Source organism: Pseudomonas sp. SWRI81, assembly GCF_014268545.1.
GTDB lineage: Bacteria > Pseudomonadota > Gammaproteobacteria > Pseudomonadales > Pseudomonadaceae > Aquipseudomonas > Aquipseudomonas hamedanensis.
Window position 1 is genome coordinate 19,377 of sequence record NZ_JABWQS010000016.1, and the last position, 14,247, is coordinate 33,623.

A 14,247-nucleotide genomic window follows, 5' to 3' on the forward strand; every position below is an offset into this window, starting at 1 on the left:
CGACTCAAACGTCGACATCGGCCTCGGCCATGTTATCGACCTTGTCCCGGGAGGCCAAAGCCTTGACGTCTGCCACTGGTGCCAGCAGCTTGTCACGCAGTTGCTTCTCGAGCTTGGCGGCGACTTCCGGATTGTCAGCCAGGAACTTGGCCGAGTTGGCCTTGCCCTGACCGATCTTGGTGCCTTCGTAGGCATACCAGGCGCCGGACTTCTCGACGAAACCGTGCAGCACGCCCAGGTCGATCATCTCGCCATTGAGGTAGATGCCCTTGCCGTAAAGAATCTGGAACTCGGCCTGACGGAACGGCGAAGCGACCTTGTTCTTCACAACCTTGACGCGGGTTTCGCTGCCGACCACTTCGTCGCCTTCTTTCACCGCGCCGGTACGGCGGATATCGAGACGAACCGAGGCGTAGAACTTCAGCGCGTTACCACCGGTGGTGGTTTCCGGGCTGCCGAACATCACGCCGATCTTCATGCGGATCTGGTTGATGAAGATCACCAGGCAGTTGGCGTTCTTGATGTTACCGGTGATTTTACGCAGCGCCTGAGACATCAGACGGGCTTGCAGGCCGACGTGCATGTCGCCCATTTCACCTTCGATTTCAGCCTTCGGCACCAGTGCCGCCACGGAGTCGACGATGATCACGTCAACAGCGTTGGAACGCACCAGCATGTCGGTGATTTCCAGCGCCTGTTCGCCGGTGTCCGGCTGGGATACCAGCAGGTCGTCGACGTTAACGCCCAGTTTGCCGGCGTACTCAGGATCGAGGGCGTGTTCGGCATCGACGAATGCGCAGGTCGCGCCAGCTTTTTGCGCCTGGGCGATCACCGACAGCGTCAGTGTGGTTTTACCGGAAGATTCAGGACCGTAGATTTCAACAATACGGCCTTTTGGCAGGCCGCCGATGCCGAGTGCAATGTCCAGACCCAGAGAGCCAGTGGAGATGGATGGGATCGCCTGACGGTCCTGATCGCCCATACGCATTACGGCACCCTTGCCGAATTGACGTTCGATCTGACCCAGGGCCGCAGCCAAGGCTTTCTTCTTGTTGTCGTCCATTAAAGTCCTCACGTAATCAATAAGGCCTGACGGCCAACACCTGTATAAGTAGCCAGTATTATTCCACAGCGTTCGCGGATCGCCTACCCCTGATTTTCGATTTCTCGTGCCGCTAGTCGCACAAGCCCCTCTAGCGCGGCCTTCACCGTTTGTCGGCGGACTTCGTCGCGGTTGCCGGCAAAGTGCTGCACCTCGCTGGAAACCGCATCACCGACGCCCCAGGCCAGCCACACCGTGCCCACCGGCTTGTTCGGTGTGCCACCGTCAGGACCGGCGACTCCGCTGACCGCCACGGCAAACCGCGCCAGGCTTTTATCCTGGGCGCCGCGCACCATGGCTTCGACAACGTCCCGACTGACCGCGCCCACCGTTTCGAACAACTCACCGGGCACATTCAGTTGCTGGGTTTTCTGCCGGTTCGAATAGGTGACATACCCTGCCTCGAACCACGCCGAACTGCCCGCAACCCGAGTGATCGCTTCGGCGATGCCGCCGCCGGTACACGACTCGGCGGTGGTCACGTGGGCATTAAGCACTTGCAGGTGTCGGCCAAGCTCGGCGGCCAGTTGGGTGATCTCTTTCACGGCGCACTCCGGATCGTGTGGAATGCGTATCACCGTACACGAGCCGCTCGCGCTTTCAATACACAAGATCATTCAAGATGTTCGGGCTGCAACGCTCTGACATAGGCCTGACAAGCCTGCAAGGCAATCAATGCGCGGTCACCGGTGTCGGTGATGGCGATAATTCGTTGAGCATGCGCCGGGTCAAGTCGGGCGCGTACGGTTGCATGATCCACGCCGCCGGCGCCGGTGGCGGCAGGCACGTTGCAGCCTTGGGCAACGTCGCCGGCGTCGAGAAGGACTGACAGCCGGACATCAGCAGTGGCAAGGCGATCGCGCAGGCGATCCTGATCACGTTGGGCATCGCTCAGCGCTCGGTAATGGGTTTGTTCACTGGCCGCGAGCCGTTGCTCCAGAGCCAGCCGTTTAACCTGCTCGGCCTGTTGTGCGCTCGCAGCGGCCTGCGTCAGTTGATTGAGCGTTTCGGCGTTTAACCGGGCCTGCTCGGCCAGTTGCCGGCCGTAGCGCCAGTCCTGAAACTGCCACGCTGCTGCGAACGCCCCGGCAGCCAGCAGCAACAGGCCGATCACCCGCCAGGAGCCGGACATAGCACCGCCCTCGCCCGCGCCCAGATATCCAGACGATCCTGCAAGCCGTTCAACCCGCCGTTGATCCGGCGCGTAATGGTGTTGAACTGATCGGCGTCGGCCAGTTCATTCAGGCCCTTCTGCGCCCAGAACCATGCCGCCGATTCAGCGGCCCATTGCGGCTGCTCGAGCAGTTCAGGCAACGACAACAAGCGTTCATCGCCAAATAATCCGAGGCTGCACTGACGATAATTGGCGCGACCGGTGATTTGAATCAGCCCGCGCCCTCGATACTTTTGCCCGTCGCCGTCCGCCTCGGGCGTATTGCCCAGACGCAGCGCCAGGGTGCCGGTGTCGTATTTGCTCAGGTACTGGTTATTGCCCAGTTCGCGCACGTAACGCAACTGGCCGGACTCGTGACCGACCTGTGCCAGGAACGCAGCAACACGTTTCGGCGTGTCGATGCGATGCCGGGCCATGGCGGAGTTGAGAGCCGAAACAAAAACGCCCGCTTGGGAGCGGGCGTTGGGCATGATGTCGATCAGGTGTTTTTCTGTAATTCGCATAATGCTTGATCCTCCCTGGATAGTGCCCCGATTGAATCATGGCTGGCGGCTGATGCGTGCCAGCCATTTATTTGCCAGAGTTTTCAGGCCCTTTTCAACCTGCGTGCCTTCGGGAGCTGCGAACACCCAACCGAGCGTTCCGAAGTGGGCTGTCCACTCAAGTTGTGGTGCTGGTGTGACCTCGCTGATATCGACCCAGAGAAGATCCGGGTGAAACATCTCGGCCATATTGCCGTCGGTAGTGAACAACTCGACCACGGTGTCACTGGAGATGCGTGCGTAAGTCTTCATCAGGCGTACTCGTGGATGATGACGACGCCCGGGGCACCTGCGCCGCCGGGTCTGGCCGGTTGATTGAATGTGTTAGCGATTCCGCCCGCGCCTGAGCCAAACCCGGATCCCGGTGCAGCGAGACTCAACGCTACACTGTTGCCGTAACCGCCACTTCCAAGCGGTGAATTCGCACCATGGCCCGCCAGTGTCGAGCCGCTAAGGCAAATCCCGGGGCTACCTGCTGCTCCCGCAGTATTGATGATATTGCCGCCGCTTGAGATCAGGCTGGGAAAGCCGCCCACGTACAAGCCGAATCCAGGGAGAACAAGCGCTTCGTTCCATGGAGACCCGCCACCCCCGGTGGCTGAAACCAGTGAACCTATCGAACTGGTGCCGCCACTCCCTCCACCTGTACTGACCGAACCAGCCGCACCACGGGCCCCGACGGTAATGATCTGGCTTTGTCCGATCACACCAGCGGACAACCATGCTTGCGCATAACTACCAGAAGCGCCGCCGCCAGCCAAAGAGATCTGATTGGAATTCGTCGCGGCGATGCCCGAACTGCCGCCGCCTCCGCCGACGAGCGAGACCAACACATTCCTCATCCCCACTGTCGGCACATAAGTGCCCGACGCAGTAAACGTCTTCACCCCCAACAACCGACCGCTTGCCGCATTACCGCCGCTCGCATACACCAGCACCCAACTGTCCAGCGCTGCGCTGTACACCACCGAACAGACGCTGCCGCCGACGATTTCGGCCGGGCGCAATGCGCTCAGTGCGAGGCTCACCAACGGCTTGGGCAGCAATCCATTCGGGGCGAAAGTGCTCGCTCCGGTGTTGGCATTTGCCGCGGTGAAGCGCAGTGCCAAGCCATCCTTCAACACGCTGACCGCCGGGACGTAGTTGACCATGTAGAGGTTGGCCGCGCCGATGTCCGAGGCGTGCTTGTCTTCACCAGCCTGGCTGAGCTTTTTCACCGCCAGCAGCAGTTGGTTCACGTCCGTTTCGCTCGGTTCGAGCCCGGCGGAGTTGATGACATTCAACAACTCATCGGTAACGCCGTTGCCCCAGGCCGCAGGGATCAGCGAGCCAGGCAAACCTGCGATGGCGTCCTCATTGACAAATTTTCCATTGACTAGCCCTACGCTGGGAACGCTTTTTGGATAATCCACGTTTAATTCCTTAGAAAGTCAGAGCGCCCAACCAATCGGGTTCTACCGGCCGCGAGCGCGCATCTGGGAACTCCGGGTGATCAGGCCAGTCACGCAATGCCTGCCGATACGCCAGTAGCTGTTTGAATTCTTCAGCGCGCAGGGTAGTGCCCTCGCCGGTTTCCAATTCTTCGACGTCGCGAAACACCAGCCATTGGGTGTTGTGCAGTACTTGGTTGCGCCATGCACGCTCATGACTGGCCAGCACACTCGGGGATATGAGCGGGTCGCTCAATACAGGCTGGCCCGAGGGGCTGGCGCTGATGACTTTGCCGGCGGCCTGTCCGGCGAATAGTTCTGCGTATTGCGCCTGGGTGATTTCCACTGCGCCTTCAGGGGGTTCGGAAAGTGGATTTTCTACCCGATCAAAGCCCAGGCTCTGGGCATAAAAGTAAATCGTCATGGTCAGTACCCCCAAACCAGAATGCGGCCGGAAAGTCCCGGCTCCGCCCTTACACTGGAAGCCATTACGTTTCGAACCCGAGCGGCCGCTGTCGTCGTTGTCGAGTTATTGCCGTCAAATGACCAAACGGTTACGTTGCCGCCACCCCAACCGGGGGGGTGCCCTTCATCGGCAACACCCGCTAAAACCGCATTGGGAAACCTGATCGGCAACGACACCGACATGTTGCCATTGGCATCGGATCCCCCCATCACCCACTGCATGATCAAACCGCCAGGAAATTTCTGATAACCGGAGGTGCCGAACTGTGCGGCGTAACTGGCTGAATACTTCAGCGCAGCAGTGCCATAAACCACCCACACCCGACCCTCTTTGACGAGGTTCGCGCTTTCACCGCTGCCCATCACTATTGAGGCCAGATAGGCGCCCTGCGGACTGATCTGCGTACCGGTTTTACTCGCCACCGTGACCGGTGCGCTGTTGCGACAATGCAGGCTGATCGTTACGCCGTTCGGCACCGCACCGTCATCGGCATCCGGAAGCGTCACGGTATAGGGCGCATTGCCGCCCAGACCGATCGAGCAACCGATATCCGCCAAGGTCAACTGGGTGGCGCTCATGATGCTTCGCGTATTGGCGTAATTACCCAGCGCTCTTTGCACAAACTCGGTGGTGGCAGCCGACCGGCCGCTATTGAACTGCGCAGCGGTCGTGAACAACTGCGAACCACGCAGCGCCGCCAGCAGCTGATTGTTCGAGGCTTCATTCGGCGCTATTCCCGCGGCCTGAACCACGCTGAGAATTTCTTGCGTAACACCGTTGCCCCATGCCGCCGGGATCAAAGATCCCGGTGTTCCGGCTACGGGGTCTTCATCGACGAACTGGCCATTGACCAGCCCGACACTGGGAACACTCTTGGGGTAGTCCAATGTTCATCTCCCTGAACGAAAAATACATTCTTGACGTAAGCTCAGCCCGTCACGCTGGCGAGCCAAAACGGCGCCGTCGGACGGGAATCTGCTGCGGGGAAAAGTGCCGAGTCAGGCCAGTCGCGCAACGCCTGTCGATACTCGAGCAGTTCCAGGTATTGCGTGGGCTTGAGCGACGTACCGCGTCCCAGATCCTGTTCATCACGATGGCGGGTGACCAGCCATTCGGTCGCGGCGAGAGACGCTTCGCGCCAGGTACGCGCGGCCGTTACAGGTCCTTCTTCTGAGTCAAATGGCGCCCGGATAATCTCCCGGCTCTGCTGTGCTGGCGGTGGTTCTGCAACTGTCGCAAACGCGCTGATCGGCGCGCCGACCTCGACCTCCTGGCCATCCGGCACCCGCACCATCGCCTCGACGAAAGACGGCGCAAACAGCTGACCGATCTCGTACTCCCCAGTGTCGATCCGCTCGACGACCACGCCGTTCTCGACCCGTGCATAAATGGTCATTATTCGTACTCCCAAATTTCACAGAAGGCGTTGCCGCCGGCACCGCTGAGAACGGCAGCCGACGCGTTGGTTGAACACGAGCCGCTGCCGCCGGAGCCGCGTCCGCCGGCGACGCCAGGTCCGTTTACACCCACTCGGGTACCGCCACCGTCGTAAGGGCTGGCACCGCCCGCACCGGAGAGGACGCCCCAGTTGGCGTTGCACATCGCATACTCGCCGGGCACGCCCCGAGCATTGGCAAGCGTTCCGCCAGTGACAGCTTGTCCTCCGGCACCGCCCTGGACGAAACCAACCGTTGTGGCTGTTACCGCCAAGGTGAGAACCTGCCCGCCGCCACCGCCCGCAGCGCTCATGTAGGTACCGAACGAAGCACCTCCGCCAGCCAGCCCCATCACGTTACTCGCAGCACCGCCGCCGCCGAGGGTGACGGGCACGCCTGCAAGTATTTCCGCAGTCACGTCATACAGGCTTTGTGCGAAGGCCCCAGAGCCTCCGCCGCCGCCCATGCCTTGGTAGCCCGCGGCAACGGGCGAACACCCACCACCGCTTCCCCCCGCACCGACCAGCCGCACAAGGATCCGCTTGGCTTTGGGGTTTGGCTTGTAAAGCGTAATCCCGACCTTCTCGAACTGCCTGACCGCCAGCAGCCGTCCCACCGCATCAGTGATGCCGTAGCCAGCCAAGGTCGTCGGGGTGTTTTTCAGTTTGGTGAAATCGACCAGCGCACCGATTGCGGTCGCCAGTTGGTCGGTCCTGGCCTCATCGGGCCTCAACCCGGCGGCCTTGATCGCGTTGAGAATTTCCTGCGTGACGCTGTTGCCCCACGCAGCGGGAATCAACGAACCCGGCGTTCCGGCGACGGGGTTTTCATCGACGAAGCCGCCGTTGACCAGCCCCACACCGGGGATACTTTTCGGATAATCCATGTGCACCGCTCCTGGTTATGCAATCACGCGACAACAATGGCACCAGGCACCACCGGCCAAGTGACTGTCTGGGGAAAACCGCTTTGCTTTTCGATGCGGTTCAGCTCGACGCTGTAGAGTTTCCACTCGATCAACAGAAGCTCTTCGTCATGGCTGGCGTCGCCGATGTCTTCGGCGTATTGCAGCGGCGCGATGCGCAGAACAGCGTCGCGCAGCAATGCGTCGCGTGCGTTCAGGACACGGTTTCTGGCATCCGCTAACCGGGCCTGCTCATCAGGCTGCCAGGCGTTGTCGCGCCATACGTGAAACTCACCGGGCCAGGGCTGTGCCGTCAGCGTGTCAGGCAGCTCGCCCAGCTCAGTCCAGACCTGTTGAGCTCCGCCATCCTTGCGATAGACCAGACCGCGACGGTCAACCACTTCGCGCGGGATGCCGTTGATCAACGCCCAGCTGCGACCGGCTTCCGGTTCAGGCAATTCGTACGTCAGTTCAACCGCGTTGGCGGGGAGCTGAATGCCTATTCCGGGCGTGACGGGAAACTCGACCGGCCCGGACAGAGCACCCGAGCCATCGAATAGATAATTGAACATAAGAGCCTCAGATGAGTTTGATGCGACCGGGATAGGCGATGTTGCGTGGACGGGATTTGAACGTGTAGAGCAGCGTGGCGCCGGGATCCATTTGATAGTTGGTTCCAGCCGGAAAGGTCGGGCCGCCATTGACGAGCCCGGAAACGTGTTGAGCTTCTTCGCGGGTGTCGGCACCGAAGCCGATCAAGCTGTCCGACCAACGCGAGCCCACTGCCCCGCCGCCATTCGCGCCCAAGGCAAAGGAATGCGTCGAGCCGGGTTGAAAAGTACCCATCACACGACCCGAGTCCACACCACGGCCTTCGTCCAGCACTCGCAGGAATTCACCTCGACCTTCGGGGCCACGAAACGTCGTCGCCCCGTCACCGGTGGTCCATTTCCCCTCGGTTCCCGGGCGTAAAGCTTCCGATCCGAGCATTCCCGATTGCTGAGCGTGGTCCCACAGCCACGGCCATTCCGCACGCTTCATGACAGCGCCATTCAAGGCGCCGTATCCGCCCGGACTGAGCATGATGGTCGTCTCAAAAAATGGCCGGCCCAACGGTGTATTGTCGTAACGCCCCACCGGCCACCAACTGCCGGCACCATCGCTGCGCAAATGCCACCAGTCGCCGCCACCCATCAATACGAAAAACCCATAACCGTTGGGCGAGAGATGGGTATGGAAACGGATCCGGTCGGTTCCAGATGCCTGGATCACCATGCGATTGCCGCTGTTGTCCACCCGCCGAACAATGACATCGCGTACACCGAGGGCGGCGTTAGCTGGCGGCAGCATCAAAGTGACGGCACCGGGGCTGCCGTCAATCAATACGAGCCCGAGTTCTGGTTCGGTCAGCGTTTTCGAAGCCGCCAACCGGGTGATGACCGAACGCATCGGGCTGGCGTTGCCAACAATCGACTGAATCGCCTTGTACAACTGGCCGGTGTCCGCCTCGGAAGCCACCAGCCCGCCGCCGCTAATCACACTCAGAATCTCCTGAGTCACGCTGTTGCCCCACACTGCCGGAATCAACGAGCCCGGCGTACCCGCCACCGGGTTTTCATCGACGAAACGGCCATCGACCAGGCCGACGCTGGGGACGCTTTTGGGATAGTCCATCGGTTGTTCGTTCCTTTGAAATGACAAATGCGCCGTGCCTGTGCCTGACTGACACGGGGCTGTTGCGGAAAATAAAAAGCCCACATCGAAGTGGGCCTGGGTGAGGCAGGACGAAGCCTTCTGATTAGCTGAAAAGACCGTTGGCCACGTCGCCAATGGCGATCAAGGCTTCATCGGCCGCAGCGCGCGCCTGGTCGATCTTGCCCTTGGCGGCGTCTGCACGAACCTGCGCCTTGGCCTTCAAGCGCAAGGTCCGCAGGGTCAGCAAATGGTCGGTCAGTTGAGCGGCCTTGCCGAGAATCTGCTCCGCCGCCTGTTTGGCCGTGCGGCCTTTGACAACCCATGCGGCAACGGAAAGCGGCACTTCTTTTTTCGGGTAACCGGCGTCCTGAAAAGCCTGAGCGTCTGCGGCAGCCTGTGCGTACTCCATCGCTTTGAGCGGATCGCCTGCCAATGCGTTGCGAGCGTTGTCGGCGGCAGCGTCGACTTTGGCGCAGAGGCGTTCAGCTTCTTGCAGCTCCAGCTCGGCGGCTCTCCCGGCGCTGAGTTGCCACTTTTCACCGTCCCACTCATGGCCTGAGGACGGTTGTGCCGGGCGCAGTCCGTCCTCGAATTGATGCAGTTCATGAATGACGATCATCGGATCAACTCCCAGGAGAAATTCACGTTTACAGCCGCTGCGAAATTGATCGCGACACCGTTGGCGTAGTCGCTAGGGCCGAGGTTTTTGAGGCCCATGCTGAACAACAACTCATCACTCGCCGCATTGGCCGCGCCCCAGGTGTGTTCGGCTTGAAACGTCTGCCACAGCGAGCGCAGCTCGTTATGGTCAAAGCTGGCCGTCAAGGTCGAAACCGTTGTATCGCTGACCAGATTGCTGGAAAAAATCAGCGCACCGCCACCGGGAACGGCCCAGCCGTCCCAATTGCTGGATGTGCCCACAGTCGGGTTGAGATAGCAGTAATTGCCGCCCAGCCAGCCAGGTGTCGCAAACGTCACCGAGGTGATGCCGGTCGGATGCGGCGTCGGGTTGCCAACGACCAGACGGGCTGCGCGCGCATGCGGGTCCAACGGCAGATAGACCACGCCGCTGCCGTTGACGGTCTGCGTCCACGACAACCGGCTACGGTTGTAGATCGGCCGGACCGTCGGTGTGGTGCCCGGCCCGGCGGCCACCACCCAGGCCAGGCAAAGATCCAGCGGCGTCGACTGGAAACCGCCGCCCGCGGCACCGTTGATCGTGCCCTTCAAGCCTTCCGGCGCAGCGTCGTAGATCGTGCCGCGCTGCATGTAAAAAGTCAGCGAGCCAGCGACCACTTGCGCGCGTAGAAAATAGCCTGAATTGGGCAGCAGATCGGCACTGCTCCAGGCTTGAGTCGTAAAGGTGCGTGAACGTCCTAACTGACCGGCAACGACTTCCTGGCCGAGGCTGACCAATACGCCGGCCAGAATCGATACGCGGCCGCCACTGGTGGCGAAAGCAGTCGACGTGACCGGCAAGCGGCCGTCTGACGTGGCGACCGTAGCCGCTGGCAATGCGCCGATCGGCAAGGCCGAATCCAGATTCCAGCCTCTGGCCGAAACGTTCTGGATCGCCTGCAACAACTGATCGTATTTCTTCTCGTCCGGCGTCAGCTCTGCCGCCTTGATCACATTGAGAATTTCCTGGGTGACGCCGTTGCCCCAGTCGGCCGGAATCAACGACCCCGGCGTCCCGGTCAGCGGGTTCTCATCGACAAACTTGCCATTCACCAGCCCGGCGCTGGGCACACTCTTCGGATAATCCATCCTCTTACACCTCCCTAGTCATAGTTGATGTGCACCTTGGTATGCGCCGGTGCACTGCGATGGATCAGGCACTCGAGCGCCGAGCCGGGATTGACGCCGAAGCGCTCGCCCCAATAGCTCGCGCCGTAACGCCGGCCGAGCAGCAAGCGGCCGCCGGTGTTGAGCGTCCACATGAACTGCGCTTCCCAGGTGCCCCAGTGCGCCGAGCCAAACCGTGCGCGGCCCATGCGCGGGGCTTCATGTTCGGTGATGCTGGCGTTGGGGTAGCCCTGGCTTTTGGCGATGTCGAGGTAGTAACCGACGGCCTGACTGCCGACTGCGAGCAAGCGTCGGCGCACGGCGAGGCGGCGATCATCGAACAGCGGCGTCGCACCGAGGCACGGGTCGGGCAGCTCCATGACGCGTTCCCAGTCCGGCACCAGTTCGCTGACGCCGGCCGGGTCCATTTCGTTGAGCAGGTCGGCGGCACGAGCGTCGAGACGCGCCAGTTCGACGGCGACGCCTTGCAGCACTTCTTCCAGCTCAGGGACACGTTCCGGGTCCCACGCCGGGCCGCTGGGCAGCAAGGCGCGCAACTGCGCCTGATATTGCGCGGCGGTTCTTATGCCCCCCATACGCAGCCTCCAAAGGTGAGCAACTCGCTTTTTCCGGCCGGAACGTCAGCGGCCGGTGCGGTGAGGCTGTGATCGTATTCGCCACCGGCGCTGCTGATCGCTTCGCGGATATGGCTGATCAGCAGCGGCACCCCGAGGTCGGCCTCGCGGTTGTGCAGGTCGCGCAGCTGCGCTTCGACGGCGGCGCGCACAGCGGTGGTGTCCGGGTTGACGCTTTTGAAGCGATAAACCACCGGCACCTGGATTGGCCGCTGCACATGCACCTCAGCGGTGACGGGGCGCAACGGTTCGAGGTAGCCCTGAACCTCGGCCAGTTGCTCATCGTTCGGTACCGGTTGCGGATCGTCGTCGCGCATGATGAATACGGTCACCGTACCCGGACCGAGCAAGCCGCCACGGCACCAGGCGCGGGTCACGCCCGGCACTTCCAGGGCCCAGGTCTCGTAATCGCTGGCCGCGCCGCCATGAGGAATCACGCGGTAGGAACGGATGACCCGCGAGCGCAGCGACTCCAGGCTTTCGCGCGCCACGCCACCACTCAGACCCGGCGCAAGCACCACGAAACTGCTGCCGACGATGCCGGCAATCGGTTGCACCGGCGTCAGCGTCAGACCGGCATCGGCGTTGCCCAGGCTGCCAGCCTCCAGCGCAGCGATGGTGGTGCTGTTGCTGCCGTTGACCGTGGTGCGCACGGTGGTCACTTTATAAGTGCGGCCATCGTTCGATTGCAGCAATGTGTCGACGTCCAGCACCGCGCCGGGTGTCGCGGTAAAACTGACGCTGCCGGTGGCCACTTGCGCGGGTTTGCGCGGCTGATTCAAGCGCAGCGCGGCGATGCGTTCCAGGGTCGATTCATCGGCCTTGTCCGGCAGAATCTGCTCGGCAATCCAGTCGAGATAACCGTACAGGCCGTAAGCGGCGCCGCCGAGGGTACGGGCGAGCACTTGCGCATCGGACTGGCGCAGCGAATCGCCGGCCAGGTCGCTTTGGGTGCGCTTGATCAGCACCGGCAGCGAAGGGGTTTCAAACGGCATAGATCACCTGCCAACTGTTATCGGGGTTGATGTCCAGGCGTTCGCCATCGGCCAGGGTCAGGACCGTGCGCAGGTTCAGGCGCTGAGCGTCGAGGCGTTCGCTGATGATGTCGATGGCGCTGCAATGGCCGTCGTCGATCAGCCACTGCAAGGCTTCGCGGGCGTAGAACTCGGCGTCCATTTGCGTCTGTCGGGTCAGCTTGACCCGGCGCAACAGCCACAGCCGCGAGCCGATACGATCGTCGGCGACCGTGGGAAAGGTGTCGCCCCACCAGCCGAAACGCTCCTCGTCATCGAGGGCATCGTCATCGGCGGCGCGGCGCCAGGTGAACAGACTGATGAGTACGGCGCGGGTCAATGCAGCGTGGAGATTCTGGCTGATGAGCATCATTGGCCTCCTGCCGGCGCGCCGGTCTGGCCGTTGCCAGCCTGTACGCCGACGTGCACGTGTTTGATCTGGCTGATACCGCCAGCGAGTTGATCGCCCGTGGAAACGATCTTGCCGGTCTGGTTGATGATCGGCGTGTCGAAGTTCACCGCACTGCTGGCGCGGATGTTCAGCGTGGCGGTTTCGATGTCGATGATCCGCCCGCGCTTGAAGTGGATCTTGTCGCCCTCGTCTGTGTAGATCGCCACTTCACCTGCTGCGAGCGCTTGCAGGCGATAACGGCGGTCGGCGATGACCAGGGCGATGGCGTGGGAACGGTCGCCGCCGATAAACGTGACGACCCCTTCGGCGCCGGCCAGCGGATGGCTGGTGAAACCGTAGGGTTCGAAGTGTTCGAGGTCGTCGTTCACTTCGCCAGCGGTGAGGCGCATTTGCAGCGATTGCAGTTTCGAGGCCGAGTTGGCGAGCACGACAGTGCCGCGCGCCAGCAGGCGTGTCAGTAGGCTCATGGGTTTTTCTCAAAAAGGTGGGCATAACGCGGTCAACTGTAGGAGTGAGCCTGCTCGCGATGGCGGCATGACAGCCGACACTTCTGTGTCTGTTGAATCGCATCGCGAGCAGGCTCACTCCTACAGGGGTAGGCGTAGGGCTCAGGTTTTTTTCGGTGGCATTGGATTGGCATCGAAGGTATGCGGCGGTGCCACCTGCAACGTGGTCACCGAACCCTGCGCCGACAACGAATAGGTGACTTTGGAAATCAGCATGTCGCCATCGAAACCGAGCACCGGATCCTTTACCCGCACCAGGGTGTTGTGGCGCCACAAGTCCCCGTTGCTCTGCCGCCAGCCCTGCACCTGATAGGTGGTGGTCTGCGCCCGGCCCATGCGCGTGGCGCTTTCCCATTGGGCACGCTGCTGCGCCAACTCAAAGGTCAGTTGCGTGCCTTCATTGATCACCGTAGTGCGCCGTCGCTTGAAACTCAGGTCTGCCGCCGTCGATTCGACTTCACTGGCCGCCGCGCCGCTCTTGGCATCCGAGCCCTTCTGCTGGCCGATCACCCGGTATTCGGAGAACACCTGGCTGAAGTCCATCGGCGCATTGGCCGACAAAATGTTCTTGCCCAGCTCCAGCGCATCGCTGGCGCGGCCGCCACTGCCGGGTTTGGCCAGCACCAGCTGGCCTAGCGCGTCATCGGTGGAAAACACCCGCAACAGCGAGAGCAGACGATCGATCGACTGGAACACCGTTTCACCGGGCACGATGGTGTGCTTGGTCAGCCGCGAGGTCTCGGAAATTTCATTGACCACCGTCAGTCCATATTCCCTGGCCAGGTCCTGGACGATGCTCAGCAACGGTTGCTGCTGCCATTGACTGGGCAGGTTGCGGGCTGCGCAATCGACCAGGTCCTGGGTCTTGGAACTGCCTTCGATGGTCAGGCTGATCTGCCGCCCGTCATAGCGGATCGGTGCTTTGAACACGTAGCCGGTGAGCAGCAGATCCTTGCCGATTTTCACTTCGCACGGGTCGCCGGGCCTGATCGGTTTGTCCACCGTCTGCCCCGGCCATTGCCAAGTGATGTCGAGCTTGAAGGTGCGGAACTGACGCTCCAGATCGGCGCTGATTTCGACGCTTTTCCAGCCGCCGTATTCCATGCCATTGACCGTCAGCGTGACCTGATTATCGCTCTCGTTCATG

At 61.6% G+C, this 14,247-nt stretch carries 19 protein-coding genes; all 19 read right to left on the reverse strand.

The window, feature by feature from the left end; all coding sequences use genetic code 11:
• Window positions 1-4: 4 nt before the first annotated feature.
• Window positions 5-1,063: a recombinase RecA gene (recA, locus tag HU765_RS12530; RefSeq protein ID WP_186550298.1), complete on the reverse strand. Its 1,059-nt coding sequence runs from the start codon at window positions 1,061-1,063 to the stop codon at window positions 5-7.
• 83 nt (window positions 1,064-1,146) lie between these two features.
• Entirely contained in the window at window positions 1,147-1,647 is a 501-nt protein-coding gene (locus tag HU765_RS12535) for a CinA family protein (RefSeq protein WP_186550296.1), read from the reverse strand.
• Window positions 1,648-1,715: 68 nt separating this feature from the next.
• Window positions 1,716-2,234 carry a lysis system i-spanin subunit Rz gene (locus HU765_RS12540; protein WP_186550294.1) on the reverse strand — a complete coding sequence of 173 codons (519 nt, stop codon included), beginning with the start codon at window positions 2,232-2,234 and terminating at the stop codon, window positions 1,716-1,718.
• Complete coding sequence (locus tag HU765_RS12545; protein WP_186620854.1) at window positions 2,213-2,779, reverse strand: glycoside hydrolase family 19 protein; 567 nt, start codon at window positions 2,777-2,779, stop codon at window positions 2,213-2,215. Before HU765_RS12545 ends, HU765_RS12540 begins: the two co-directional genes overlap by 22 nt.
• A gap of 36 nt (window positions 2,780-2,815) precedes the next feature.
• Window positions 2,816-3,070, reverse strand: coding sequence for a hypothetical protein (locus HU765_RS12550; protein WP_186620856.1), 255 nt, complete (start codon window positions 3,068-3,070; stop codon window positions 2,816-2,818).
• The gene (locus HU765_RS12555) at window positions 3,070-4,230 is read right to left on the reverse strand and encodes a hypothetical protein (RefSeq protein ID WP_186550288.1); all 1,161 of its coding nucleotides are present in this window, start codon (window positions 4,228-4,230) and stop codon (window positions 3,070-3,072) included. The genes HU765_RS12550 and HU765_RS12555 overlap by 1 nt, the downstream gene beginning before the upstream one ends.
• A gap of 10 nt (window positions 4,231-4,240) precedes the next feature.
• Window positions 4,241-4,672, reverse strand: coding sequence for a phage tail assembly chaperone (locus HU765_RS12560; RefSeq protein ID WP_186620858.1), 432 nt, complete (start codon window positions 4,670-4,672; stop codon window positions 4,241-4,243).
• Between the two features lie 2 nt (window positions 4,673-4,674).
• Window positions 4,675-5,601 (reverse strand): phage tail protein, encoded by a 927-nt coding sequence (locus HU765_RS12565; RefSeq protein ID WP_186620860.1) that lies wholly within the window; start codon window positions 5,599-5,601, stop codon window positions 4,675-4,677.
• 41 nt (window positions 5,602-5,642) lie between these two features.
• Window positions 5,643-6,110, reverse strand: coding sequence for a phage tail assembly chaperone (locus tag HU765_RS12570; RefSeq protein ID WP_186620862.1), 468 nt, complete (start codon window positions 6,108-6,110; stop codon window positions 5,643-5,645).
• Complete coding sequence (locus tag HU765_RS12575) at window positions 6,110-7,036, reverse strand: hypothetical protein (protein WP_186620864.1); 927 nt, start codon at window positions 7,034-7,036, stop codon at window positions 6,110-6,112. The genes HU765_RS12570 and HU765_RS12575 overlap by 1 nt, the downstream gene beginning before the upstream one ends.
• A gap of 23 nt (window positions 7,037-7,059) precedes the next feature.
• Entirely contained in the window at window positions 7,060-7,626 is a 567-nt protein-coding gene (locus HU765_RS12580; protein WP_186620866.1) for a tail fiber assembly protein, read from the reverse strand.
• Window positions 7,627-7,633: 7 nt separating this feature from the next.
• The gene (locus tag HU765_RS12585; RefSeq protein WP_186620868.1) at window positions 7,634-8,728 is read right to left on the reverse strand and encodes a phage tail protein; all 1,095 of its coding nucleotides are present in this window, start codon (window positions 8,726-8,728) and stop codon (window positions 7,634-7,636) included.
• A 124-nt stretch (window positions 8,729-8,852) separates the two neighbouring features.
• A complete protein-coding gene (locus tag HU765_RS12590; RefSeq protein WP_186620870.1) occupies window positions 8,853-9,368 on the reverse strand; it encodes a phage tail protein in 516 nt (171 codons plus the stop codon).
• Window positions 9,365-10,516 (reverse strand): phage tail protein, encoded by a 1,152-nt coding sequence (locus HU765_RS12595; protein ID WP_186620872.1) that lies wholly within the window; start codon window positions 10,514-10,516, stop codon window positions 9,365-9,367. The genes HU765_RS12590 and HU765_RS12595 overlap by 4 nt, the downstream gene beginning before the upstream one ends.
• Before the next feature lie 14 nt (window positions 10,517-10,530).
• The gene (locus HU765_RS12600; protein WP_186550269.1) at window positions 10,531-11,130 is read right to left on the reverse strand and encodes a putative phage tail protein; all 600 of its coding nucleotides are present in this window, start codon (window positions 11,128-11,130) and stop codon (window positions 10,531-10,533) included.
• Window positions 11,118-12,164, reverse strand: coding sequence for a baseplate J/gp47 family protein (locus HU765_RS12605; RefSeq protein ID WP_186620874.1), 1,047 nt, complete (start codon window positions 12,162-12,164; stop codon window positions 11,118-11,120). The genes HU765_RS12600 and HU765_RS12605 overlap by 13 nt, the downstream gene beginning before the upstream one ends.
• Window positions 12,154-12,552 (reverse strand): phage GP46 family protein, encoded by a 399-nt coding sequence (locus HU765_RS12610; protein ID WP_054047083.1) that lies wholly within the window; start codon window positions 12,550-12,552, stop codon window positions 12,154-12,156. Before HU765_RS12610 ends, HU765_RS12605 begins: the two co-directional genes overlap by 11 nt.
• A complete protein-coding gene (locus HU765_RS12615) occupies window positions 12,552-13,061 on the reverse strand; it encodes a phage baseplate assembly protein (RefSeq protein WP_186620876.1) in 510 nt (169 codons plus the stop codon). Before HU765_RS12615 ends, HU765_RS12610 begins: the two co-directional genes overlap by 1 nt.
• 141 nt (window positions 13,062-13,202) lie before the next feature.
• Entirely contained in the window at window positions 13,203-14,246 is a 1,044-nt protein-coding gene (locus tag HU765_RS12620) for a phage baseplate assembly protein (protein WP_186620878.1), read from the reverse strand.
• Between the last annotated feature and the right edge of the window lies 1 nt (window position 14,247).